The organism is Brevundimonas aurantiaca (assembly GCF_904830995.1).
Lineage (GTDB): Bacteria > Pseudomonadota > Alphaproteobacteria > Caulobacterales > Caulobacteraceae > Brevundimonas > Brevundimonas aurantiaca.
This window is the reverse complement of sequence record NZ_CAJGVD010000001.1, coordinates 1,275,154-1,299,445: the sequence shown is the minus strand read 5'-3', so window position 1 is coordinate 1,299,445 and position 24,292 is coordinate 1,275,154. Positions and strand designations below refer to the sequence as shown.

Sequence of the window (24,292 nt, the reverse complement as noted above, 5' to 3'; positions counted from 1 at the left end):
CCAATTTCAAGCGGCCGCGACGTCGCGTCAGGGGCGGACCCGTTCAGGCAGGGCCTCGACCTCCGCCTCGGTCAGGGAACGGGTGATGAAGGCGCGGCAGGTCCGGTTGCCTGGCGTGGCGCTGGGGACCAGGATGTTGACCGGATCGCCGACACAGACGTTTTCGGACACGCCCGCCGTGGGCGTGATGGCGATGGAGATCGCCGAATCCAGATCCCAGCAGCCGCCGCTGGTGTTGATCTCGAACACGTCGCCGCGGACCGAGCGCACATAGAGGTTCGCCGGCCGCTCGGCGCGGAAGTTTCGGACCTGATCGGTGCGGAAGCAGCGCGCCGCCTCGGAGCCGGTCTCGGCGAGGGTCTTCTGCGGGGCAGGGGCGGCGCAACCCGTCAAGGCGGCGCCGGTCAGCAGGCAGGCGAGGGCGGGGGCGATCAGCGTAAAGCGCATGGCGTATCCTTTCAGCTTGGCGCAACGATACACGATCCGTCTCGTTAAGTCCGTCGGCAGGCGCGGTTCAGAAGCGATCCGGCGACACCCGTTCCGCCAGGCTTGCGGGGAGGGGCGAGGGCCGGCCGGCGATCAAGGCCGCGACATGTTCGCCCAGCAGGGGCGCGATGCAGAAGCCGCGCGATCCCAGACCCGACAGAATATGGAGGCCATCGCTCCTCAGACCCGCGACGGGCAGGCGGTCGCGGGTCGTGGCGCGCACGGCGACGCGCCGCCCTCCCTCTTGCGACAGTCGCGCGGCCAGTTGCGGCAGACGGGCCTTCAATGTCTCAAGGTTTTGGCGGCTGTCCGCGTCGCGCGGGGTCAGGTCCACGTCTCCGCGTGTGTGGGTCGCGCCGTACAGCAGGCCGGCGCCGGTGGGGGCGACATAGCCGCCCCAGGCTGCCCCTTCGACCGATGGACCGTCGCGCCAGTCCGCCTGACCTCTGACAGGCGACAGGGCGCCGGTCTCCAGCAGGGCCTCGACCCCCCAGCCGGCCGTCGCCACGACGGCGTCGGCCGTGACGATGATCCGACCCTGGGCGTCCAGCAGGTCCCAGCGGTCGCCCGCGCGCCGGATGCTTGCCACGGAGGCGGACAGGACGGGGGTCCCTTCCAGCCAGGCCTCCAGAATGGCGGCGGGGCGAACCACGCGGGCGTCGGCCATCATCAGACCGCCGTCGGCCTGGGCCTCGCCCAGACGGTGTTCGGCCGCAGCGGCGTCGATCACCGTCATGGCCCCCTCGCGCCACAGGGGCTGGTCGGCGATCTTGGCGAAGCGGGCCCGGTCTCTCTCCGCCCGGTCTCTCTCGGCCTGGGGCAGTTGCAGCACCCCTCGGCCCAGGACGGCGCCCGGCGTGGCGTCGTACAGATGTCGCGCCCGTTCCAGCGCCTGGGCGTAGAGGCCGGCGATGGCCGCGTCTCCCGCATCCAGGCGCGGCGTCGCCAGGCCGGCGGGGAAGCCCGAACCGCCTGCGCCCGGCCGATCGGCCTCGATCACCACCGCCGTCAGCCCCGCGGCCGCCAGGGCGCGCGCGACCGAGGCGCCGGCTATGCCCGCCCCGACGATCGCGACCTGGGGTCGGTGTTCGGCCTGTGGCGGCCCCGTCCGTCGCGCCTCCAGCCGTTCGCGCTTGCGCCCATGCCCCGGCCGCTTGTCGACGACGAAGCCCCGCTCGCTCAATCCCCGTCGCACGGCGCCGGCGACCGTGAAGGTGGCGAGACGGGCGTCGGGCGCGGATCGTTCTGCGATCCGGTCCAGGACCTGCGGCGACCACATGTCGGGGTTCAGGGCGGGAGAGAAGCCGTCCAGGAACCAGGCGTCGGCGGTCCCGCTCCATTGATCCAGCGCCCAGCCTACGTCGCCGACGGCGAGATCAAGCACGGCGTCAAACCCCGGCAGATCGACCCGGTGGAAGCCGGGCGTCGCCTCCGGCCAGGCCTCAAGCAGGGCCTCGGCCGGCTCGGCCAGTTCCGGCCAGTTGCTCAGGGCGCGACGGGCTTCCTCGACGGTCAGGGGAAAACCCTCGACGGAAAAGACGTTCAGCCGTGCGCCCTCAGGCCGCGTCCGTCGCCACAGGTCCAGCACGGCGGCGATGTTCAACCCCGTTCCGAACCCCAGTTCCGCCACGGTGAAGCCCTGACGGCCCGCCCAGGCCCCCGGCAGATCGCATCCCTGGAGAAAGACCGCGCGGCTTTCCGCCAGACCGTCGTCGCGCGAGAAATAGACGTCGCCGAACCGGCCCGAGCGCGGCTCGCCCTCTTCGGTCCAGGTCAGTCGGGGGGAGGCGTCTTGGGAACTCATGGCGCGGCTGTACACCCGGACGGCCGCAACGAAAAAGGCCGCCCCGAACGGAGCGGCCTTTCAGACGGGGTCTGGACCTTAGTGGCCGGCGTCATGACCGGCGTCGTGCGCCGGCTCGGCCGGCTTGGCCGCTTCCGAATGGGCGGCGTCGACGGGCGGAGTTTCGGTCGGCGTCGTGGCCGCGTTCGCGGCGTCGGCGTCTTGGGCCGCCTCATTGGCGGCTGCGGCCGCAGCGGCGGCGGCCTGGTCCGCCGTCAGGGCGGCGTCGGCTGCGGTCCCGGCGGCTTCGACCGCGTCGCTGGCGGCCTCCTCGGCCTTTTCCTCGGGGGCCTTGGAACAGGCGGCGATGGCGAGGGCGGCGGCCGAGGCGGCGATGAGGGCGGTGATGCGCATGACAATCCTCCAGAAGGCGGTTCGCAAGGTCTGAGGCCTTGCCCGAAACGATAGCGCCGCCGCAAAGGCCGGGGCAAGCGGCGATCGCGACGGCGCAGATCAGGACGAAAACACCCCGGCCTGGGGCGTGTTCCGGTTCAGTCGTTCGACACGTTGTTCAGCGTTTCTTCCATCTCGCTGAAGGACGGCTGGAGGGAGGAGGGGATGTCGCCCCGGCCGATCTCGGCCGAGATCTGGGCCGCATTGCCGTGAAGGTGGGCCACCAGGACCGACTGGATGATCTTATAATAGGCCGCTTCTTCGTTGATGATGGCCGTCAGGCGCGCGGCGAACGGACCGACCAGACCATAGGCCAGGAACACGCCCATGAAGGTGCCGACCAGGGCCCCGCCGATCATGGTGCCCAGCACCTCGGGCGGTTCGGTGATCGAACCCATGGTCTTGATGACGCCCAGCACGGCGGCCACGATTCCGAGGGCGGGCAGGCCGTCGGCTAGGTTCTGCAGGGCGTGGGCGTTTTCCAGATGCTCGTGGTGGTGCTTCTCGAGCTGTTTTTCCATCGCGTCTTCGACCTGGTGCGGATCTTCCAGGTTCATCGTCATCATCCGCAGGGTGTCGCAGATGAAGTCGACGGCGAAGTGATCCTTCAGCACCTTGGGGTACTTTTGGAAAATCGTCGATTCCTTGGGCTTTTCGATATGGCTTTCCAGGGCCACCACGCCCTTGGACTTCATCGTCTTGGTCAGCTGGAACAGCAGGGACAAGAGGTCCTTGTAGTCCTGCTTCTTCCATTTCGGTCCGGCGAAGGTCTTGCCCAGGCCGCCCATGGCCCCCTTGATCACGGGCAGGGAGTTGGAGATCAGGAAGGCGGCGATGCCGGCCCCGCCGATGGCCATCAGTTCGTGCGGGGCGGCGTGGATGATGACTTCGAACTTGCCGCCGGAGATGGCGTAGCTGCCGAAGACGAGGCCGAACAGCAGCACAATGCCGATGATCTGAAACATGGGGACGCGACATCCTAGACGGAGAGGCGTCGACCATGGCGGTTATTGATTAAGACGGCGTTTCGCCAAACGCCGTCCAACCGCCGTCAAAGCCGGCCTTCACCGTTCAGAATGGCCGTGCGCGCCGCCGCCGTCAGCTTCTGATAGCCGCTCTTGCCGCCGCGCACATACAGGGCCGCCCCGACCTTTTCCGGATCGAAACCGTCGGCCACAAGGTCGGACTTGCGATATTTGAAGGTGCCGGTGGTCTCGGCCGCCTCGATCATTCGCAGGAAGACCGGTTGGGCGTAGGCCGGCAGTTTGCCATTGATGTGGTCGGCGAAGGTCTTGGGATCGAACTTGCCTTCGATCACCAGGGCGGCCATCCCCGCCTTGCCTTCCTGGCCGGGCACGGGAATGCCGTAGACGATGGCTTCGGCCACGCCAGGCGCATCCATCAGGACCTGTTCGACCTCGGAGGTCGAGACATTCTCGCCCTTCCAGCGGAAGGTGTCGCCCATCCGATCGACGAAATAGAAATAGCCCTCGGCGTCCTGGCGCATCAGGTCGCCGGTGCGGAACCAGCGATCGCCCTTCTTGAACACGTCGGTCAGGATCTTCTTCTGAGAGGCGGCCTTATCGGCATAGCCCGAGAAGTCGTGACGGATGTCGTTGCCGATCTCGCCGATCGCTTCGCCGATCTCGCCCGCGCGGGCCAGGCGGCACAGGCCGTCGGGCCCCCGGACCGGCTGTTCGGTCTCGACGTCGCACTGAACCAGACGGATGTTGATCTGCTTCTTAAGATAGCTGGGGACGCGGCCGATGGCGCCCTGTTTGCCGTCGAAGTTGAACAGGGAGACATTGCCCTCGGTCGAGCCGTAGAACTCCAGCACCTCGGGAATGTTGAACCGGCTCTGGAACTCAGGCCAGACGTCGCCGCGCATGCCGTTGCCGAAGGCGAAGCGCAGCTTGTGCTTCTTCTCATAGGCCTGGGGCGGACAGTTCACCAGATAGCGGCACAGTTCGCCGATATAGACGAACATGGTGGCGCCCGACGCCACGACGTCCGGCCAGAAGCTGCTGGCCGAAAACTTCTTGCGGATCACCAGGCGCGCGCCGTTCAGCAGGGCCGCGCCCACGCCCACCAGACCGCCGGTCGAATGGTACAGGGGCAGGACGTTGAAGATGCGGTCCTTGGGGGTCGAACGGGTCGCCCCGGCGAAGGCGCGCATATAGGTGCGGGCGCGCGAATGCGGAATGCGGGCGGCCTTGGGCAGGCCGGTGGTGCCGGAGGTGTAGATGTAAAGGGCCGTGTCGCGGTTCGTCAGACCCTCGCGTCCGCTGCGGGCGGGGCGCACCGAAGAGCCGCCGCGCACCGGCTTGTCCAGGCCCCGGCGTTCGCTGTTCTCGTCCTCGTCGTCCAGGCCCAGAACCCACAGCATCAGATTGTGGCCGACCAGGGGGCGGGCGTCCTCGATCTGGCGCCAGCAGTCCTCGTCCGCGACGACCTGGAAGGCATTGGAAATGGTCAGGCAGTGGGCCAGGCCCTGGCCCGTCAGATTGGTGTTGATCAGGGCGGTGGCCACCCCGACCTTCGAAAAGCCGATCCAGGCCGCCAGATATTCGACCCGGTTGGTCATCATCAGGGCGATGGTGTCGCTGCGGCGCAGGCCCCGGCTCTTGGCCCAGTGGGCGAAGCGGTTCGCCATGGCGTCCAGGTCGCGATAGGTCAGGCTGCGGCGCTCGTCCTCGACGGCGATGTTGTCGGCGAACTTGTCGACGGCCTCTTCGAAGTCGTCGCACAGCAGGACGTCGCTATCCAGCTCGATCGGCTTGATGCGCTTGAGCAGACGGAACAGGCCCCGCGCGAACCTCACGTCCCTGCGAATATTCGCTACCAAACCCATGCTCGCCGATTCTCCGGTCTGTGCGTTTCCACCCGTCTTCGTGATGAACGAAGCCGGACCGTCGGGTCAACCTTGTGGCGGTCAAACACCTGCGAAAGCATCGCGATTGCCGACGGGCGTGTCCCAATTGTTCGCGTGACGCGACGTAAATCCAGACCCAAAAACGCGACAGAGACCTTATGCGTCGCCGACCCCGATCCTCAGCGGGACGGCAGGGCGGGGTATTCCAGGCGGCTCACGTCATAGCCCAGGGCGCGCGCGCGATCCGTCAGGGCCTTGATCTCGGCCGCGCTCGGCACGTCCCGCGTGTAGATGAAGAGGCGGTGGAAGGTGGGATCGGTGGAGATGAACCAGCTGTAGTCGTCGGCGCGGTCCAGCACCCAAAAGTCCCAGGTGACGAAGCCGTGCAGATAACGCACGCGCAGCTTGGCGTTCGTTCCGGGGTCCAGGATGCGTCCGTCCCCGCTGATCGCCTTCTCCCTGCCCTCCGGCGTGCCGATCTGACAGGTGTCGCGCACCGCGATCCGGTCGCCGCCCAGCGGGCGATAGGCCGAGGCGCCGGCGACGCAGCCGTCGGTCAGCCGGTCCGGCAGGCGCGCCACCTCATGCCAACGCCCGGACCAGAGTCGGTCGATTTCGATCGCCTTCAGCGGCTGCGGCGCCCGATATTCGGACGGCGAAGGGGCCGTGACGCAGGCGGCCAAGGCGCCGCAAAGACTCAGAGACAGGGCGAGGCGGGCGAGCGTTTTCATGATGGAATCCCCTTTCGGCCATAAAGCCGCCACATGCGGCTCAGGTTCCGCCCAGGCTTGGCCGTTCGCCCGTCAGGTGCAAATCTCTCGACGGGCGACAGTATCATTCGCTTGCGACCCATTGCATGCTGGGCTTTCACGTCAGGGTTCGATGGAGACCTGACCTGGTGGACGCCGCCATTCTGACTGAACAGCCGACCCCGATCCGACCCTTGGCGATCAGCCCTTCGCGGCTGACCCATCTTCAGCGCCTGGAGGCCGAGAGCATTCACATCATGCGGGAGGTGGCGGCCGAGGCCGAGCGCCCGGTCATGCTGTATTCGATCGGCAAGGATTCGGCGGTGATGCTGCATCTGGCCTGGAAGGCCTTCTATCCGTCCAAACCGCCCTTCCCTCTGCTGCACGTCGATACGACGTGGAAGTTCCGCGCCATGTACGCCATGCGCGAACAGGCGGCGGCCGACCTGGGCGTCGAACTGCTGGTGCACCAGAACCCGGAAGCCCTCGCGCGCGGCATCAATCCGTTCGACCACGGCTCGGCCTTCCACACCGACCTGTGGAAGACCGAGGGGCTGAAACAGGCTCTGTCCCTGCACGGCTTCGACGCGGCCTTCGGCGGCGCCCGGCGCGACGAGGAAAAGTCGCGGGCCAAGGAACGGATCTTCTCCTTCCGCACCGCCGAACACCGCTGGGATCCCAAGAACCAGCGGCCCGAGCTCTGGCGGCTTTACAACACCCGCAAACGGCCGGGCGAGAGCATCCGCGTCTTCCCCATCTCCAACTGGACCGAACTGGACGTCTGGCAATACATCCATCTGGAGAACATCCCCATCGTGCCTCTGTACCTCGCCGCTGAACGGCCGGTGGTGGAGCGCGACGGCGCCCTGATCATGGTCGATGACGACCGCTTCCGCCTGCGGCCCGGCGAGACGCCCCAGATGAAGTCCGTCCGCTTCCGCACCCTGGGCTGCTACCCCCTGACCGGGGCGGTCGAGAGCACGGCTTCGACCCTGCCCGAGGTCATTCAGGAAATGCTGCTGACCACCACCTCTGAACGTCAGGGCCGGATGATCGACCACGACCAGTCCGCCTCGATGGAGAAGAAGAAGCAGGAGGGCTATTTCTGATGGCTCACCAGTCCGACCTCATCGCCCGCGACATCGACGCCTATCTGGACGCCCACCAGCACAAAAGCCTGCTGCGCTTCATCACCTGCGGCAGCGTCGATGACGGCAAGTCCACCCTGATCGGCCGGCTGCTCTACGACTCCAAGATGATCTTCGAGGATCAGATGGCGGCGCTGGAGGCCGACAGCCGCCGCGTCGGCACGCAAGGGGGCGACATCGACTTCGCCCTGCTGGTCGACGGCCTGGCCGCCGAGCGGGAACAGGGCATCACCATCGACGTGGCCTATCGCTTCTTCTCGACCGAAAAGCGCAAATTCATCGTCGCCGACACGCCGGGTCACGAGCAGTACACCCGCAACATGGTCACCGGCGCCTCGACCGCCGACGCGGCCGTCATCCTGATCGACGCCCGGCGCGGCGTCCTGACCCAGACGCGGCGGCACGCCTATCTGGTCAGCCTGCTGGGCATTCGCCATGTCATCCTGGCGGTGAACAAGATGGACCTGATGGGCTGGTCGCAGTCCGTGTTCGACGCCATCGTCGCCGACTTCTCCGCCTTCGCCGACCAGATCGGGCTGAAGACCTTTGACGCCGTCCCGATGTCCGCCCTGCGCGGCGACAACATCACCGAAGCCAGCAATCATTCGCCCTGGTACGCCGGCCCGCCGCTGATGAGCCTCTTGGAAACGCTGGAGGTCGGGGACGATCTTCAGGCCGACCCCTTCCGCCTGCCGGTGCAATGGGTCAACCGGCCCAATCTCGACTTCCGCGGCTTCTCCGGCCAGATCGCCGCCGGCACGGTGCGTCCGGGCGATCCGGTGCGCGTCCTGCCGTCGGGCAAGACCTCGACCGTCGCCCGCATCGTCACCGCCGACGGCGACCTAGCCCAGGCCGTCGCCGGACAGTCGATCACCCTGACCCTGGCCGACGAGATCGACGTCTCGCGCGGCGACGTCCTGGCCGGCGCCGACGCCCCGCCGGAGGCCGCCGACCAGTTCGAGGCCACGGTCGTCTGGATGGACGACGAACCCTTGCTGCCGGGGCGGCCTTACTTGCTGAAGATCGGCGCCAAGCTGGTCGGGGCGACCATCACCGAGCCCAAGCACAAGGTGAACGTCAACACCCTGGAGCAGCAGCCGGCCAAACGGCTTGAGCTGAACGAGATCGGCGTCTGCAACCTGTCGCTGGACGCCCCCGTCGCCTTCGCCCCCTACGCTCAGAACAAGGATCTGGGCGGCTTCATCCTGATCGACCGGATTTCGAACCGGACGGTCGGGGCGGGCCTGCTGCACTTCGCCCTGCGTCGCGCCCACAACATCCATTGGCAGGCCCTGTCGGTGGACAAGAGTTCGCGCGCGGCCATCAAGAACCAGAAGGGCAGGGTCATCTGGCTGACCGGCCTGTCCGGCGCCGGCAAGTCGACCATCGCCGACCTGGTCGAGAAGCGGCTGCACGCCGACGGCCGCCATACCTATCTGCTGGACGGCGACAACGTCCGCCACGGTCTGAACCGCGACCTGGGCTTCACCGAGGAGGACCGGGTCGAAAACATCCGCCGCGTCGCCGAGGTGTCGAAACTGATGGTGGACGCCGGCCTGATCGTCCTGGTCAGCTTCATCTCCCCCTTCCGCGCCGAACGCCGCATGGCCCGTGAGTTGCTCGGTCCGGGCGAGTTCGTCGAGGTCTATGTCGACACGCCCCTGGCCGTCGCCGAGCAGCGCGACGTCAAGGGCCTCTACAAGAAGGCCCGCGCCGGCGAACTGAAGAATTTCACCGGCATCGACAGCCCCTATGAGGCGCCCGAAACGCCCGAGATCGTCGTCGACACCACGACCATGTCGGCCGAAGATGCGGCGGAACGGATCGTGGCCTGGCTGGACGGCCGGTTCTCGACCGAGGACTTCAGCATCTGAGGCGGGACTGCATCGCCGGGAGGAGCCAATATGGAACTGATCATCGGCCCCCGGACCTATTCGACCTGGTCCCTGCGGGGGTGGCTGGTGATGAAGCGCACGGGCGCTGACTTCACCACCGTGGACGTCCGCTATGAGACCCAGGCCCAGAAGGCGGCGCTGCGTCAGGTCTCGCCGTCCGGCTTCGTCCCGGTGCTGAGGCACGGCGATACGCTCATCTGGGATACGCTGGCGATCGCGGAATGGGCGGCCGAGACCTATCCCGAGGCGCGGCTGTGGCCTGCGGACCCGATGGCCCGCGCCCTGGCCCGATCGGCGACGGCGGAGATGCATTCCGGTTTTTCGGCCTTGCGGACCTTCTGCGGCACGGGGCCGGACCGGCCCATGGTCGGCGAGGCCCGGTCCGAGACCCCGTCGGACCCGGCCCTGGACCGCGATCTGGCCCGGCTGGTCGATCTGTTTCGCCAGATGCGCGGCCGGTTCGGGCAGGCCGGGCCCTGGCTGTTCGGGGACTGGTCGATCGCCGACGCCTTCTTCACCCCGGTCGCTGCGCGCATTCGGCATTTCCAGATCGACCTCGGCGCCCATGGCGACGACGGCGCAGCCGCAACCTATGTCGCCGCCCTCCTGGCCCAACCGGATTTCCGGCAGTGGGAGACTGAGGCCCTGGCTTAAGGGTTTCGCAACCTTGGCCGCAGACGGGCCGTTAAGATGACGTCGTTATCTTGACCGGCGTGGGACCGCCCGTTCCACCCGGAGGACGAGATGCCGCTTCACACCCCTGCGCCGACCAAGGCCGCCGTTCAGGTCAAGGCCTCGTCCGAAGGCCTCAGTCCGCTAGCCGGCTACGGCCTGGCGGCCCTGGTGGGAGCGGCCTTCTGGGCTCTTCTGCTGGCGGCGGTGTTCTGAAAACCTATTGGGCGCCGGCGATCGGGCTGGCCTGGGCCACCATCAGGGGCTGTTCCGTCGGCGGCGTATAGTCCAGGGCCAGCGGCACGAGCCGGGCGCCCGAAGCGACCGCATCCAGGGTCTTCAGCGGGCCGCCGAACAGACGCTGATAGATCCAATAGGCGGCGACGACCTTTTCCACATATTCGCGGGCCTGGGGCACGTCGATCGTCTCGATCAGCAGCAGGGGATCGGCGTCCGGCCCCAGTTTTCTCAGGGCCGCCAGCATCGGGCCAGGGCCGGCGTTGTAGGAGGCGACCGCGCGCAACAGATCGCCCTGGAAGGCCGGCAGGTTCAGCATCCGGCTGACATAGGCCTGACCCAGCCGCATATTGGTCGCCGGGACCAGAAGCTTGGTCGGGTCGGTCACGAAGGTGCGGTCTCCCGTCATCTCCGCCGCCGTCGTCGGCATGACCTGCATCAGCCCATAGGCGCCGGCGCCGGACCGGGCGTCGGGATTGAAGTCGGTCTCCTTGCGCGCCAGGGCGTAGACCAGGGCCTTCTCGATGACGAAGCCGCCCTCCGGCTCCAGCACCGGCATGGGGAAGCGGGTCGCGTCGATCCGGGCGACGTCGCCGCCGCTGCTGGGCATCATCACCCGCGCCAGGGCCATCCACATCCGGGCGGCGTCGCCCACCGCAGTGCGAAGCCCGGCGCGCAGCTCATTCTCGCCCTCGGTGCGCCTGCCGACCTCGTAATAGGCGACGGTGCGCCGGGCGCGGGCGTCGCTCTGCACGAAGGCGTTCAACTCATCGGCCCCGACGCGGCCGTCCTGGGGCACATAGACGGCGCGCTGCAGCCGGGGTGGGGCCTCATAAGGTCGGGGGCCCAGGTTTTCGATCGCCGGTTCTTCGCCCAGCTGACGCAGGGCGATCTGGCCGTAGAAGGTCGCCGGCCACTGTCCCGCCAGACGCAGATAGTCGTTGACCCGGTCCTGGCGGCCGGACTGGGAGGCCGCACGGGCGGTCCAATAGGCGGCGCCGGCGCGGACCCAGGGATCTTCGGTCGGATCATTGGCGACGCGCTCGAAGGCGGCGAAGGCCTGATGGAACTGACCCAGCCGCCATTCGGCCAGGCCGACCGTCCACCAGTCGCCGATCTCGCGGCCGACGGCCGAGGCGCCGGTCAGGTCGTCATTGTTGTATGCGACGCGCGCCGCCTTCATCGGATCGACGGCCGGTCCGCCCGAGACGGCGGCGACGACGCTGTTCCAGGTCCGCCCCAGAAGCCCCCCTGGCTTGACCGGTTCCGGCGCCCCGTCGGGCCGACGCCGCATGGCCAGGGCGTAGACCCGGTCCGCGCAGGGCAGGTCTGAATAGGATTCAAGCCAGGCGGTCAGCTCTTCATAGGTGGCGACATGGTCGGGGTGGAACAGGCTTTCGAACTCGACCTGACCCAGCAGGACGCGGTCCTGAGCCTGACGCGCCGACAGGCGGGCCGCCTCGATGTCGCCGCGCCGCAGGGCGTCGAAGGCGGTGGTGTAGGACAGGCGATCAGATGAACTCAGGGCCGTGGGGCGGACGGAACCGGAACTGACGTCAGCCATTCCCTCTGCAGGCGCCTCGGCCTGCACCGCGCCGGCGAAGGCGAGCGAAAGCACCAGAGTCGGGGCGATCAGCGCCCGGCGGAACATCAACATACGCGGCGGCCCCGTTGGCGTCGCCCTGCCCGTTCTCGTCAGGCGGGGATCGTGTGGCGTTGGTCGTCAAACGATCAGCATGCCTTAAAGCGGCGGTAACCTCAACCTGCGCCGTCCAGCCGAGCCGAAAGCGCCAACAGATCGCCCCAGACCAGCCGCTTGGCCTGGGGTTGGCGCAGAAGGAAGGCGGGGTGCAGGGTCGGCACGACCGGCGCGGACACGGCGCCCTCGTTCAGGCGCCACTCCCGCCACTGGCCGCGGATTTTCATGATGCCCTCCTCGGTCTGAAGCACCGACTTGGCGGAGGCCGCCCCCAGCAACAGCACCGCCCTGGGCTGCAACAGCGCAAAGGCGCGCTCGACGAAGGGCGCGCATACCGCCTGTTCCTGCGGGGTCGGGGTGCGGTTGCCCGGCGGGCGCCAGAAGACGGTGTTGGTGATGAAGACCTTGCCGGTCAGTCCGGCCGCCGCCAGCATTCGATCCAGCAGCTTGCCCGCCTTGCCGACGAAGGGCTGGCCCATCCGGTCCTCTTCGGTGCCGGGGCCTTCGCCGATGATCAGCACCGGCGCGTTCGGGTCGCCACGGCCGAAGACCGACTGGGTCGCCCCCATGGCGCGCAGGGGACAGCCTTCGAACGCCGCCACCGCCGCCGCCAGATCCTGGAGCGTGGCGGCCCCCGCCGCCAGGCGTCTCGCCTGGGCGATCGCATCGACTGCGCCGGGTCCGACCAGGGGCGCGGCCACCGAGGCCGTGGCCTTCTGCACCGCCTTCAGGGCGGGGGGCGGGGCCAGATGGGTGTGATCGACCGGCGCCTCGCCGTAGCAGGCGTCCACCCCCGCATCCCGCCAGAAGGCGAGCAGGCTTTCGATTGCAGCGATCTCGTGAGGTTGCGCGTTCATGTCTCAGCACACCGATAAGCCTTGACCGCCCTCGCGTCACCTTCCGATAAGCGGCATAACCACACGAACAAGCAGGATTTCAGGGGAAGACATGGCCGAAGAAGCCATCGAGGGCGGCGCGGAAAACGCCCGCCAGGAAGCCATCATCGACAATCTGCCGCCGCTGGAGGCTCTTCAGGGCGTCGAGCGCGAGGTCATGGAGTATGACGTCGTCATCGTCGGCGGCGGCCCCGCCGGTCTGTCGGCGGCCATCCGTCTGAAACAGCGGGCGGAAAAGGACGGCAAGGAAATCAGCGTCGCCGTGCTGGAAAAGGGCGCCGAGGTCGGCGGCCACATCCTGTCGGGCGCGGTCATCGACCCCAAGGCGCTGAACGAACTCTTCCCCGACTGGAAGGAGCGCGGCGCCCCGCTGGAGACGCCCGTCACCCAGGACCGTTTCCTGCTGCTGGGTCCGCAAGGGTCGGCCGCCCTGCCGATGGGGCTGATGCCCCCCTTCATGCACAATGACGGCTGCTACATCGCCTCCCTGGGCAATGTGGCGCGCTGGCTGGGCGAACAGGCCGAGGCCCTGGGCGTCGAGGTCTATCCCGGCATGGCCGCCAGCCACGTCGTCTGGGAAGAAGAGACGGGTCGAGTGAAGGGCGTCGTCGCCGGCGTCTTCGGCATCGACCGCGAGGGCAAGCCGACCGGCGACTTCCAGCCGGGCATCGAACTGCACGGCAAATATGTCTTCATCGCCGAGGGCGTGCGCGGCTCCCTGGCCAAGACCATCATCGCCAAGCACAGGCTTCAGGACGGCAGGTCGCCTCAGAAATACGGCATCGGCCTGAAGGAGCTGTGGCAGGTGCCGGCGGATAAGCACCAGCCCGGCCTGGCCCAGCACACCACCGGCTGGCCGCTGGACGAGCACACCGGCGGCGGCAGCTTCCTGTACCACTTCGGCGACCGCTATGTGGCGATCGGCTATGTCGTTCACCTGAACTACAAGAACCCGCATCTGTCGCCGTTCGACGAGTTCCAGCGGTTCAAGCATCACCCGTCCATCGCCTCGCACCTGGAAGGCGGCACGCGCATCTCCTACGGCGCACGGGCCATCACCGAGGGCGGCCTGCAGTCGATTCCGAAGCTTAGCTTCCCCGGCGGCGTCCTGATCGGCTGCTCGGCCGGCTTTGTGAACGTGCCCCGGATCAAGGGCAGCCATAACGCCATGAAGACCGGCATGCTGGCCGCCGACGCCGCCTATGACGCGGTTCAGGCCGGACGCGGCGGCGATGAACTGGTCGAGTATGAGGCCGCCTTCAAGAAGAGCTGGGTCTATAAGGAGCTGTCGGTCGTCCGAAACGCCAAGCCTCTGCTGTCCAAGTTCGGCACCACCCTGGGCGGGGCGCTGGGCATGTTCGACATGTGGTGCCGCACCCTGCTGGGCGGCTGGTCCCCTATCCCGACCCTGCAACACGGCAAGACCGACGCGGCCTCGACCGAGCCCGCCGCCAAGCACAAGCCGATCGCCTATCCCAAGCCGGACGGCAAACTGTCCTTCGACAAGCTGTCGTCGGTCTTCATTTCGAACACCAACCACGCCGAGGACCAGCCGGCCCACCTGAAACTGCTGGACCCGTCCAAGCCGATCCAGGTCAACCTGCCCAAATACGGCGAACCGGCCCGGCTCTACTGCCCAGCGGGCGTGTACGAGGTCGTCTATGCGGACGAGGTCGCCAAGACCGACCCCCGTTTCGTCATCAACGCCCAGAACTGCGTCCACTGCAAAACCTGCGACATCAAGGATCCGTCGCAGAACATCGTCTGGACCACGCCCGAGGGCGGCGGCGGCCCGAACTATCCGAACATGTGACGGGGCTCTTGCGGGGGCGGTGGAAAGCGTGAAGGGTCGGCGCATGATCGCCTCCCGTTCGCGCCTGTTCGCCGCCTCCCTGACCGTCCTCGCCCTGGCCATGGCCCAGGGGGCCGTCGCGCAGGAGACAAGACCGGCGTCGCCGTCCGTCAATCCGTCCCAGGACCATCCGCCCGCCATAATCCTCGAGCCGGGTCAGACGCCTGACGCCGCGCCCGCCGAAGACGAACCCGAGGACGGCGCGCCCCAGGAAATGACGCCCGGAGGCGATCCGGCGACCGACGTCGCGGGCGATGACGAACCGGCCGAACCACCCATCCCCGAGGTCTGGTCGCCGATCCCGACCGACGCCCAGGGCCGCAGCGCCTATGGGCTGTATCTCGCCGGCAAACTGGCCCTGATGACGGGGGAGGGCGAACGGGGCGCCGATCTTCTGGCCCAGGCCCAGGCCCTGACGCCGGAACAGCCGCGCCTGCGCGAACAGGCCTTCACCTCGGCCCTGCTCAGCGGCGATCTGGACGTGGCGGCGCGCCTGGCGCCGACCGCCGACGCCTCGCCGGCCTTCACCGAGGGGGGGCGGCTGCTCGCGGCCGTCCAGACCTTCGTGCACGGCGACGCCCGCGCCGCCGACGCCGCATTGGCCGCCCGACCCATCGCCGCCCCGCACGCCCGCGCCGGGCTGATGGTCGCGCCCTGGATCGCGGGGGCGGCCGGCGACTGGACCCGCGCCCTGGCCGCGCCACCGGCCCTGGGCGATCCCGTCACCCTGGCCTTTGCGCGCCAGAACCGCGCCCTTCTCTTGGAAAAGCGCCGCAAATACGCCGAGGCGGAGGCCGAGCTGAAGGCGCTGTCCGATCTGCCGACCCTGGGCGCCCTGTTCCACCGGCCCTATGGCGAGTTTCTGGAGCGGCGCGGCAAGCGGGACCAGGCCCTGGCCGTCTATCAGGCGGCGATGCAGGGACAGACCGATCTGGCGACCGCCCGCGCCCTGGCGCGGCTTCAGGCCGGAGATCCGCCTCCGCCCGTTCCGGACTTCCGCCAGGGCGCGGCCCAGGCCCTGACCACGGCCGCCGCCCAGGCCGTGGCCGAACGGGGTAATGAGTTTGCGGTGGTCTATCTGCGGCTCGCCCTGAACCTGCACGAGGATGCGGCGACCCAGATTCAGCTGGCCCAGGTGCTGGACCGGGTGGGGCTGAAGTCCGCCGCCCGCACCGCCCTGTCGCGCGTCGGGCCGGAGGACCCGGTCCTCTACGCCAGCGCCCGCGCCCAGCTGGCGATCAATCTGGAGGAGGACGGCCAGTCCGAGGCCGCCCTGACCGAACTGCGCGCCGCCGCCGCCGCCCAGCCTGACGATCCGCGCATCGCCCTGGTCCTGGCGGGCCAGCTGATCCAGGCGCAACAGTTCGAGGCGGCCCTGGCCCTTCTGAACGGCCCGCTGCTGAATACGGCGGACCAGGGCGCCAACATCCATTTCCTGCGCGGCGCGGCGCTGGAATCATTGGACCGCATCCCCGAGGCCGAGGCCGAACTGTGGGCCGCGCATCAGGCGGACCCGAACAACGCCGACGTGCTGAACTATCTCGGCTATCTGTGGGTGGACAAGGGTCTGCGCGTAGATCAGGGCGCCGGCCTGTTGGCCCAGGCCCACGCCGCCGAGCCCGAGAACGGCAATATCCAGGACTCCCTGGGCTGGGCCCAGTTCAAACAGGGCTATTACGACACCGCCGTCGTCACCCTGGAGGAGGCGGCCGACAAGGAGCCCGCCAATCCCGAGATCACCGATCACCTGGGCGACGCCTACTGGAAGGTGGGGCGTCGGCGGGAGGCGGTCTGGCTGTGGAACCGCGTCCTGAGCCTTGACCCGGAGCCCGAACGCAAGGCCGAGGTCGAACGCAAGATCGCCAACGGCCTCGACGGCGCCGGCCCCGCGACCGGCGTGCCGCAATAGGGGGCGCGCCACCGCACGCTCAGCCCCCGCGCTGCCACACCCACGCCCGTCATCCTCGCCCTTGTGGCGAGGATCCAGACTCCCGGTGTGTCCGCAGACGTGCGTCCGCTCGAACACCGGGAGTCTGGATCCTGGGGACAAGCCCTAGGATGACGACCGGGAAGGGAGAGGGGCGCCGTATTCCCCGTTCCGACCCAGCCCCCAAGTCGCTAAGACCTACTCCATGCCACCACTCACGGCCCTGGCCCCGGCCAAGATCAATCTGTTCCTGCACGTCGGCCCGGTGGACGCCGACGGCTATCATCCCCTGTCCAGTCTGGTCGCCTTCGGCGAGGTCGGGGATCGGGTGACGGTCGAGCCCGCCGACCGCCTGTCGCTGAGCGTGAGCGGCCCGTTCGGCGCGGGTCTGGCGGCCGAGCCCGACAATCTGATCCTGCGCGCGCTTCGCGCCCTGGGCCAGGCGACCGGCGCAGGCGAACCGCCGCTGAAGGTAACGCTGGACAAGCGCCTGCCCATCGCCGCCGGCCTGGGCGGGGGCTCGTCCGACGCCGGCGCCGCCCTGAAACTGGCGCGTCAGGCCCTGGCGCTGGACATAGACGATGCGGCGCTGGAGGCCGTGGCCGGCGTCATCGGCGCCGACGGCCCCATGTGCCTGCGGATGCGCACCGCCTGGGCCGAGGGGCGGGGCGAGGTCCTGACCGACGAGCCGCGCCTGCCGCCGCTCCACGCCGTCCTGTTCAATCCGGGCGTCCCTTCGCCCACCGGCGCCGTCTACAGGGCCTATGACGCCGGTCCGCCGCGCGCCGCTGCCCACGCCCTTGCCTGGCCCGCGCCGCCCGCCGACTGGAGCCCGGCGGTCGTGATCGACTGGCTGGCGGGTCTTCGCAACGATCTTCAGCCGCCCGCCGAGGCCCTGACGCCCGCCATAGCCGATGCGGTTTCAGCGGTGGCGGCGGCCCCCGGCGTGGCCCTGGCGCGCATGTCCGGCTCGGGCGCCACCGTCTTCGGCCTGTGCCGGTCCGGCGAGGACGCGGCCGCCGCCGCCGCCGCCCTGTCGGCCGCCCATCCGGTCGCCTGGGTCGCCCCGACCCGCCTCGCCGCCGCCTGAGCCATAAATCCCCCGCGCGTGTTGAAGCGCGCGGCGCCGGGCCCTATGGTCCGCCGTCTTTTTTTAGCCCCTCCCGAGCCCGATTTGACCACCTCGACCGAGCCGCTCGCCTTCCAGGACCTGATCCTGACCCTGCACCGCTATTGGGGCGAGCAGGGCTGCGCCATCCTCCAGCCCTATGACATCGAGGTCGGGGCCGGCACCCTGCACCCCGCCACCGTCCTGCGCGCGCTCGGCGCCAAGCCGTGGAAGGCCGCTTATGTCCAGCCCAGCCGCCGCCCCGGCGACGGCCGCTATGGCGAGAACCCGAACCGCCTCCAGCACTATTATCAGTATCAGGTCATCCTGAAGCCCAACCCGGACAATCTTCAGGAGCTGTATCTCGGCTCGCTGGCGGCGATCGGGATTGATCCGAAGCTGCACGACATCCGCTTCGTCGAGGACGACTGGGAGAACCCGACGGTCGGCGCCTGGGGCCTGGGCTGGGAGGTCTGGTGCGACGGGATGGAGGTGACGCAGTTCACCTATTTCCAGGGCGTCGGCGGCATCGAGGTCGATGTGGTCTCGGGCGAGCTGACCTACGGGCTGGAGCGTCTGGCCATGTATGTCCAGGGCGTGGACAACGTCTATGACCTCAAGTTCACCAAGGAGGGTCTGACCTATGGCGAGGTCTTCCTGGAGAACGAGCGCCAGCAGTCGGAGGCCAACTTCCACGGCTATGACGTCGACGGGCTGAAGCGCCGGTTCGAGGATATGGTCGCCGAGGTCTCTCGCCTTCTGGCCCTGACTGGACCCCAGGGCCAGCCCCTGGTCCTGCCGGCCTACGACCAGGTGCTGAAGGCCAGCCACCTGTTCAACCTGATGGACGCCCGCGGCGCCATCGCCGTCGCCGAACGCCAGAGCTACATCGGCCGCATCCGCGAACTCTGCAAAGCCTGCGCCCTCGCTTACGTTGAACAAGAGCGGAAAACCGCCTGATGCCCCAACTCCTCCTCGAGATCTTCTCCGAAGAAATCCCCGCCCGCATGCAGCAGGGCGCCGCGCGCGACCTGGAGCGCATGGTCTCCGACCGGCTGAAGGCCGCCGGCCTGACCTGGGACGCTCTGACCACCTATGCCGGCCCGCGCCGGCTGACGCTGGTGATCGACGGCCTGCCCGCCGCCACGCCCGACCGCGAGGAAGAGGTGAAGGGGCCCAAGGCCTCGGCGCCGGAACAGGCGCTTGAAGGTTTCCTGCGCAAGACCGGCCTGACCCGCGATCAACTGACCGAGCGCGACGGCGTCCTCTACGCCGTCCTGTCGTCCAAGGGCCGGGCCACGACCGATCTGGTCGCCGAGACGGTGGACCAGGTCATCCGCGCCTTCCCCTGGCCCAAGTCGATGCGCTGGGGTTCTGGGACGCTACGCTGGGTCCGCCCGATCAAGCGCATCCTGTGCCTGTTCGACGGCAAGGTGGTGCTGTTCGATATCGACGGGATCCAATCCGACGCCCTCACCGAGGGCCACCGTTTCCTCGGCTCGGGCCAACTTCTGAAGGTCAGCGACTTCGTCGACTACCGCACCCAGCTGGAGCGGGAGTTCGTCCTGCTGGATGTGGCCGACCGCAAGCTGCGCATTCTGGAACAGGCCAAGGCCGCCTGCGCCGCGCGCGGCCTCGTCTTGGTCGATGACGACGGCCTGCTGGACGAGGTGGCGGGCCTGGCCGAATGGCCGACCCCGATCCTGGGCGACATGGACCCCCAGTTCCTGGCCCTGCCGCCCGAGGTCGTGCGTCTGTCGATGAAGGTGCACCAGAAGTATTTCGCCGTCCGCGACCCGTCGAAGGAGGGCCTGGCCCCCAACTTCCTGGTCGTCGCCAATGTCGAGGCCACCGACGGCGGCAAGGCCCTGGCCGCCGGCAACAGCCGCGTCCTGTCCGCCCGCCTGAATGACGCCCGCTTCTTCTGGGACGAGGATCAGAAGGTCGGCTTCGACGCCTGGAACGAAAAGCTGAAGGGCGTCACCTTCCACGCCAAACTGGGCACATTGGCTCAGCGACTAGAACGTATAGTCGCTAAGACTTCCGATGTGGCTCCCGCGATTGAGGGGGATGCTGGCGCTGCGAGGCAAGCCGCGCAACTCTCGAAAGCCGACCTTCTTTCTGGGATGGTGAGCGAGTTCCCGGAGCTGCAAGGGGTCATGGGCGGGTACTACGCTCGTCTCGCCGGTTACTCCGATGCTGTCTCTGACGCGGTGCGAGATCATTATAAGCCTCAGGGGCCCAACGATACCGTTCCGACCGCGCCTGTTACTGTCGCGGTCGCGCTCGCTGATAAGCTGGACATTCTCTGTGGCTTCTTCGCCATCGATGAAAAGCCCACGGGTTCAAAGGATCCCTTCGCGCTCCGTCGTGCGGCTTTGGGTGTGATCCGCTTGATCATTGAAAATGAGCTGCGTCTTTCTCTGAGACAGCAGATTGAAGGCGGGTTGCAACTGTATCGGAATCAAGGGGTGACGGTCGAGGCTAACGCGGCTCACGACCTTCTCGCCTTCTTCGCCGACCGCCTGACCGTCCTCCTCCGCGATCAGGGCCAGCGCCACGACCTCGTCGCCGCCGTCTTCGCCCTGGGCGACGACGACCTCGTCCGCATCGTGCGTCGGGTCGAGGCCCTGGCCGCCTTCCTCGCCACCGACGACGGGGCCAATCTGCTGGCCGGCTACAAGCGCGCCTCCAACATCCTCCGCGCCGAGGAGAAGAAGGGGCCGGTTCCGACCGGCATGGGCCAGACCGGCCTGCCGAACCAGCCCGAGGCCGAGACCACCCTGGCCTTCGCCGTCAACGCCGCCCGCACCGCCGTCGAGACCGCGCTGGAGACCGAGGATTTCGCCGCCGCCATGACGGCCCTGGCGGCCCTGCGCGCCCCGGTCGACGCCTTCTTCGAGGCGGTGATGGTCAACTCGGACGTTCCCGAGGAGCGCGACAACCGTCTGAAACTGCTGGGCCAGGTGCGCGACGTGATGGGCCAGGTGGCGGACTTCGGCCAGATCGCGGGGTAGGTGCTGAAGACCCTCTCCCGCTTGCGGGAGAGGTGGCCCGGCGTCCGGCGTAGCCGGACCAGGGTCGGAGAGGGGAGTCTTGTTTCAACAAGAAGACTTCCCCCATCGTCAGGCGTGTCGCTGCACGCCACGGCCTGACACTTCCCCGCAAGCGGGGGAAGATCAGCACACTCTAGCCCGACGCCCCCAACCGCCCTAAACCTCGCGCTCAATCCGTCGGACCCGCCTTGACCCCAGCCTCGGACATCGCCGCCAAAACCCCCGCCTGGGTCTGCGCGCCCGGCGTGCTGAAGGTCCCCTTCCTCGATGTCTTCCTGAACGACTACGACCTGCGCCGCCTGCCGGGCGATCAGGTCCAGGCCGTGCTGGGCTGGGGCCTGAAGCCGACCGCCGCCGCCGGTCGCCGCTGGGCGGAAGCGAACAACCGCCCCTATGTCGCGCTGGAAGACGGCTTCCTTCGCTCGGTCGGCATAGGGGAGGCGGGGGCGGCCAGTCTCAGCCTGATCGTCGATGATCTGGGCGTCTATTACGACGCCACCCGGCCCAGCCGGCTCGAACACCTGATCCAGACCGCCGACACCTGGTGCGACGCCGCCACCACCGCCCGCGCCCGCGCCCTGATCGACCGGATCGTCGCTTCGGGCGTGTCCAAGACCAACATGGGCGGGCCGCTGGACCCCGGCCTGCTGCGGCCCGGCCGCCGCGTCCTGATCGTGGACCAGACCTTCGGCGACGCCTCCATCGGCTACGGCCTGGCGACGCAAGACAGTTTCGACGCCATGGTCGCCGCCGCCCGGCGCGACGAGCCTGAGGCCCAACTGATCGTCAAACGCCATCCGGCGGTGGCGGCGGGTCGGAAGCGGGGCTGCGTCACTGACCTGTCCGGCGTCACCCTGGTGGACGCCGACGTGCGGCCGGCCGACCTGCTGGCGGCGGTGGACGCCGTCTATTGCGTCACGTCTGCGTTGGGGTTCGAAGCCCTGTTGCGGGGCCTGCCGGTCCGCTGTTTCGGGGCGCCCTTCTATTCCGGCTGGGGCCTGACGACCGACGCCGTGGACACGGGCCGACGCGGCGCGGCGCGCTCGGTGGAACAGGTTGCCGCCGCCGCCCTGATCGCCTATAGCCGCTATGTCGATCCCGTCACCGGCGAGCGGTGTGAGGCCGAACAGGCGCTGGAGCGATTGATCGCCCTGCGCGACCGCGCCGACCGTCTGGCGGGGCCCTGGTCCGCCGTCGGCTTCGCCCCGGCCAAACGCCCGCCGGTGCGCCGCCTGCTGAACTCGCCCAAGGCGCGGATGCGCTATTTCATGTCGCCGTCGCGGGCCGCCGCCCATGCCGCCGCGACCAATGGTCGGCTGATCTGGTGGGCGGGCAAGGAGAGCGAGGCCGTGCGCCGGGCCGCCGCAACCTTTGACGGCCCGACCGTTCGCATGGAGGACGGCTTCATCCGTTCGCGCGGCCTGGGGTCCGATTTCGTCGGCGCCCTGTCGGTCGCCCTGGACGACCAGGGGGTCTATTACGACCCGTCGCGCCCGTCGCGGCTGGAAACCCTGATCGAGACGACCGCCGCCACGCCGGAGCAGCTGGCCCGCGCCGCTGCGCTTCGGACCCGCATCGTCGAGGCCGGCCTGTCGAAATATAATCTGAAGGGCCAGGCGCCGGCGGACTGGCCCAAAGACAGGAGTGGCGATCGCGAAGTGCTGCTGGTCGTCGGCCAGGTGGAGAACGACAAGTCGATCCTGCTGGGCTGCGAACCGGACCTGAACACCAACTCCGCCCTGGTCGAGGCGGCGCGGGCCGATCACCCCGACGCCTTCCTGGTCTATCGCAACCATCCCGACGTTCTGGCGGGCAACCGGCCCGGACGGCTGGAGGCCTCGGCCCTGGCCTCGGTCGATGCGGTTGCGGACGGACTGGACATCATCGACTGCCTGAACGCCTGCCGCCGGGTCGCGACCCTGACCTCCCTGACCGGGTTCGAGGCCCTGATGCGGGGCAAGGCGGTGTCGGTCTATGGGCGGCCCTTCTACGCCGGCTGGGGCCTGACCGACGACCGGCTGAGTTTCGAGCGCCGCACCCGGCGCGCCACAGTCGATCATCTGATCCTGGCCGCCCTGATCCACTATCCGATCTATGTGACGCCTCAGGGCTGGCCCTGCGAGGCCGAGGATCTGGTCCAGGCCCTGATCGCGGCCCGCGATCTGCCGCCGCCCCCGGCGCCGCGCGGCCAGGTGCAACGCTGGGCCGCCGGGATCATCGCCAGTCTCGACCGCAGGCCGCCGCCGTCCTATTGAAGGCGTTCGCAAAGGAAACTGTCTACCCGTGCAACACGCCGTCATCGCCGCAACCGGCCTCTTCACCCCCGAACAATCGGTCTCCAACGCCGAACTGGTCGACAGCTACAACGCCTGGGCCGACGGCTGGAACGCCCGTCACGCAGATCGGATCGAGGCGGGGGAACTGGAGGCCAAGCCCCATTCCTCGCCCGAGTTCATCGAAAAGGCCTCGGGCATCAAGCAGCGGTTCGTGATGGACAAGGCCGGGGTGATCGACCCTGCCCGCATGGCGCCCAACCTGCCCGAACGCAGCAATGAGGAGCTGTCGATCCTGGCCGAGATGGCGGTCAAGGCCGCCCGTCAGGCGATCGAGGCCTGGGGCAAGCCGGTCAGCGAGATCGGCGCGGTGCTCTGCGCCGCCTCCAACATGCAACGCCCCTATCCGGCCATGGCCATCGAGGTGCAGCAGGCCCTGGGGATCGAGGGCTTCGCCTTCGACATGAATGTGGCCTGTTCCTCGGCCACCTTCGGGATCAAGACGGCGGCCGACTTCATCGCCGGCGGCTCGGTCAAGGCCGTGCTGATGGTCAATCCGGAGATCTGCTCGGCCCACCTGAACTTCACCGACCGCGACAGCCATTTCATCTTCGGCGATGTGGCCACCGCCGTGATCGTGGAATCCTCGGGCACCGCCGGACCCGGCGGCTGGGACGTGCTGGGCACGCGGCTGAAGACCGTCTTCTCGAACAATATCCGCAACAATTTCGGCTTCCTGAACCGCAACGCGCGCGACACCGACCATCTGGATTCGCCGGTCGCCGACGACAGCGTCCAGAACGACAAGCTGTTCATCCAGCAGGGTCGCAAGGTCTTCCGCGACGTGGTGCCGATGGTTTCGGACATGATCGTCGATCACGCCGGCGAACTGGGCCTGGATCCGCACGAGCTGAAGCGGCTGTGGCTGCACCAGGCCAACATCAACATGAACCAGCTGATCGGCAAGAAGGTGCTGGGTCGCGAACCGTCGTCGGAAGAGAACGTCATCATCCTGGACGACTACGCCAACACCTCCTCGGCCGGCTCGATCATCGCCTTCCACCTGCACAATGACGGCTTCGTCCCCGGCGAGACCGGTCTGATCTGCAGCTTCGGCGCAGGGTACTCGGCCGGGACGGTATTCGTGCGCAAGCGTGGCTAGGGTGACGAAACCAAAAGTTTCGAC

Annotated in this window: 19 protein-coding genes; 11 read left to right on the top strand and 8 right to left on the bottom strand. The window is 68.2% G+C overall.

The window, feature by feature from the left end:
* Positions 1–27: 27 nt before the first annotated feature.
* The 6 genes from JMT67_RS06510 to JMT67_RS06485 form a co-directional block, all read right to left on the bottom strand.
* Positions 28–447: a DUF6491 family protein gene (locus JMT67_RS06510; RefSeq protein WP_201463017.1), complete on the bottom strand. Its 420-nt coding sequence runs from the start codon at positions 445–447 to the stop codon at positions 28–30.
* A gap of 67 nt (positions 448–514) precedes the next feature.
* Positions 515–2,290: a tRNA (5-methylaminomethyl-2-thiouridine)(34)-methyltransferase MnmD gene (mnmD, locus tag JMT67_RS06505; protein ID WP_201463016.1), complete on the bottom strand. Its 1,776-nt coding sequence runs from the start codon at positions 2,288–2,290 to the stop codon at positions 515–517.
* 78 nt (positions 2,291–2,368) lie between these two features.
* Entirely contained in the window at positions 2,369–2,683 is a 315-nt protein-coding gene (locus tag JMT67_RS06500; RefSeq protein WP_054766475.1) for a hypothetical protein, read from the bottom strand.
* 137 nt (positions 2,684–2,820) lie between these two features.
* Positions 2,821–3,687, bottom strand: coding sequence for a flagellar motor stator protein MotA (gene motA / locus JMT67_RS06495; protein ID WP_183214980.1), 867 nt, complete (start codon positions 3,685–3,687; stop codon positions 2,821–2,823).
* Positions 3,688–3,773: 86 nt separating this feature from the next.
* A complete protein-coding gene (locus JMT67_RS06490; protein ID WP_183214979.1) occupies positions 3,774–5,573 on the bottom strand; it encodes a long-chain-acyl-CoA synthetase in 1,800 nt (599 codons plus the stop codon).
* 200 nt (positions 5,574–5,773) lie between these two features.
* The gene (locus JMT67_RS06485) at positions 5,774–6,325 is read right to left on the bottom strand and encodes a lipocalin family protein (RefSeq protein WP_201463015.1); all 552 of its coding nucleotides are present in this window, start codon (positions 6,323–6,325) and stop codon (positions 5,774–5,776) included.
* A 167-nt stretch (positions 6,326–6,492) separates the two neighbouring features.
* Between JMT67_RS06485 and cysD the strand changes: the two genes are divergently transcribed.
* From cysD to JMT67_RS06465, 4 genes are all read left to right on the top strand, one after another.
* Positions 6,493–7,452 carry a sulfate adenylyltransferase subunit CysD gene (gene cysD / locus JMT67_RS06480; RefSeq protein WP_233455819.1) on the top strand — a complete coding sequence of 320 codons (960 nt, stop codon included), beginning with the start codon at positions 6,493–6,495 and terminating at the stop codon, positions 7,450–7,452.
* Complete coding sequence (gene cysN, locus JMT67_RS06475; protein WP_201463014.1) at positions 7,452–9,365, top strand: sulfate adenylyltransferase subunit CysN; 1,914 nt, start codon at positions 7,452–7,454, stop codon at positions 9,363–9,365. Before cysD ends, cysN begins: the two co-directional genes overlap by 1 nt.
* A gap of 30 nt (positions 9,366–9,395) precedes the next feature.
* Entirely contained in the window at positions 9,396–10,040 is a 645-nt protein-coding gene (locus JMT67_RS06470) for a glutathione S-transferase (protein WP_201463013.1), read from the top strand.
* A gap of 90 nt (positions 10,041–10,130) precedes the next feature.
* The gene (locus tag JMT67_RS06465; protein WP_156314214.1) at positions 10,131–10,274 is read left to right on the top strand and encodes a hypothetical protein; all 144 of its coding nucleotides are present in this window, start codon (positions 10,131–10,133) and stop codon (positions 10,272–10,274) included.
* Between the two features lie 4 nt (positions 10,275–10,278).
* Here the strand turns inward: JMT67_RS06465 and JMT67_RS06460 are convergent, their stop codons facing one another.
* Positions 10,279–11,952 (bottom strand): lytic transglycosylase domain-containing protein, encoded by a 1,674-nt coding sequence (locus JMT67_RS06460; protein WP_201463012.1) that lies wholly within the window; start codon positions 11,950–11,952, stop codon positions 10,279–10,281.
* Positions 11,953–12,053: 101 nt separating this feature from the next.
* A complete protein-coding gene (locus JMT67_RS06455) occupies positions 12,054–12,851 on the bottom strand; it encodes a uracil-DNA glycosylase (protein ID WP_201463011.1) in 798 nt (265 codons plus the stop codon).
* 196 nt (positions 12,852–13,047) lie between these two features.
* Here JMT67_RS06455 and JMT67_RS06450 point away from each other — a divergent pair, with 196 nt between their 5' ends.
* The 7 genes from JMT67_RS06450 to JMT67_RS06420 all read left to right on the top strand — a co-directional run bounded on the left by JMT67_RS06450 (position 13,048) and on the right by JMT67_RS06420 (position 24,268).
* On the top strand, positions 13,048–14,703 hold the full coding sequence (locus JMT67_RS06450; protein WP_201463988.1) for an electron transfer flavoprotein-ubiquinone oxidoreductase: 1,656 nt from the start codon (positions 13,048–13,050) through the stop codon (positions 14,701–14,703).
* A 43-nt stretch (positions 14,704–14,746) separates the two neighbouring features.
* Positions 14,747–16,651 carry a tetratricopeptide repeat protein gene (locus tag JMT67_RS06445; protein ID WP_183214973.1) on the top strand — a complete coding sequence of 635 codons (1,905 nt, stop codon included), beginning with the start codon at positions 14,747–14,749 and terminating at the stop codon, positions 16,649–16,651.
* 223 nt (positions 16,652–16,874) lie between these two features.
* Positions 16,875–17,759 (top strand): 4-(cytidine 5'-diphospho)-2-C-methyl-D-erythritol kinase, encoded by an 885-nt coding sequence (locus tag JMT67_RS06440; RefSeq protein ID WP_183214972.1) that lies wholly within the window; start codon positions 16,875–16,877, stop codon positions 17,757–17,759.
* Between the two features lie 84 nt (positions 17,760–17,843).
* Entirely contained in the window at positions 17,844–18,737 is an 894-nt protein-coding gene (locus JMT67_RS06435) for a glycine--tRNA ligase subunit alpha (protein WP_233455818.1), read from the top strand.
* Positions 18,737–20,794 (top strand): glycine--tRNA ligase subunit beta, encoded by a 2,058-nt coding sequence (glyS, locus tag JMT67_RS06430; protein WP_201463009.1) that lies wholly within the window; start codon positions 18,737–18,739, stop codon positions 20,792–20,794. The genes JMT67_RS06435 and glyS overlap by 1 nt, the downstream gene beginning before the upstream one ends.
* Positions 20,795–21,021: 227 nt before the next feature.
* Complete coding sequence (locus JMT67_RS06425; RefSeq protein ID WP_233455817.1) at positions 21,022–23,088, top strand: capsular polysaccharide biosynthesis protein; 2,067 nt, start codon at positions 21,022–21,024, stop codon at positions 23,086–23,088.
* Between the two features lie 28 nt (positions 23,089–23,116).
* Positions 23,117–24,268: a beta-ketoacyl-ACP synthase III gene (locus JMT67_RS06420; RefSeq protein ID WP_201463008.1), complete on the top strand. Its 1,152-nt coding sequence runs from the start codon at positions 23,117–23,119 to the stop codon at positions 24,266–24,268.
* The last annotated feature ends 24 nt before the right edge of the window (positions 24,269–24,292 follow it).

Excerpts from the sequence above, each read along its gene's own strand:
- mnmD (WP_201463016.1), bottom strand. The coding sequence starts at position 2,290 with ATGAGTTCCCAAGACGCCTCCCCCCGACTGACCTGGACCGAAGAGGGC.
- JMT67_RS06445 (WP_183214973.1), top strand. The coding sequence starts at position 14,747 with ATGATCGCCTCCCGTTCGCGCCTGTTCGCCGCCTCCCTGACCGTCCTC.
- JMT67_RS06440 (WP_183214972.1), top strand. The coding sequence starts at position 16,875 with ATGCCACCACTCACGGCCCTGGCCCCGGCCAAGATCAATCTGTTCCTG.
- motA (WP_183214980.1), bottom strand. The coding sequence starts at position 3,687 with ATGTTTCAGATCATCGGCATTGTGCTGCTGTTCGGCCTCGTCTTCGGC.
- JMT67_RS06510 (WP_201463017.1), bottom strand. The coding sequence starts at position 447 with ATGCGCTTTACGCTGATCGCCCCCGCCCTCGCCTGCCTGCTGACCGGC.
- cysN (WP_201463014.1), top strand. The coding sequence starts at position 7,452 with ATGGCTCACCAGTCCGACCTCATCGCCCGCGACATCGACGCCTATCTG.
- JMT67_RS06485 (WP_201463015.1), bottom strand. The coding sequence starts at position 6,325 with ATGAAAACGCTCGCCCGCCTCGCCCTGTCTCTGAGTCTTTGCGGCGCC.
- JMT67_RS06450 (WP_201463988.1), top strand. The coding sequence starts at position 13,048 with ATGGAGTATGACGTCGTCATCGTCGGCGGCGGCCCCGCCGGTCTGTCG.
- JMT67_RS06500 (WP_054766475.1), bottom strand. The coding sequence starts at position 2,683 with ATGCGCATCACCGCCCTCATCGCCGCCTCGGCCGCCGCCCTCGCCATC.
- JMT67_RS06460 (WP_201463012.1), bottom strand. The coding sequence starts at position 11,952 with ATGTTGATGTTCCGCCGGGCGCTGATCGCCCCGACTCTGGTGCTTTCG.
- JMT67_RS06490 (WP_183214979.1), bottom strand. The coding sequence starts at position 5,573 with ATGGGTTTGGTAGCGAATATTCGCAGGGACGTGAGGTTCGCGCGGGGC.
- JMT67_RS06455 (WP_201463011.1), bottom strand. The coding sequence starts at position 12,851 with ATGAACGCGCAACCTCACGAGATCGCTGCAATCGAAAGCCTGCTCGCC.
- JMT67_RS06470 (WP_201463013.1), top strand. The coding sequence starts at position 9,396 with ATGGAACTGATCATCGGCCCCCGGACCTATTCGACCTGGTCCCTGCGG.
- JMT67_RS06465 (WP_156314214.1), top strand. The coding sequence starts at position 10,131 with ATGCCGCTTCACACCCCTGCGCCGACCAAGGCCGCCGTTCAGGTCAAG.
- glyS (WP_201463009.1), top strand. The coding sequence starts at position 18,737 with ATGCCCCAACTCCTCCTCGAGATCTTCTCCGAAGAAATCCCCGCCCGC.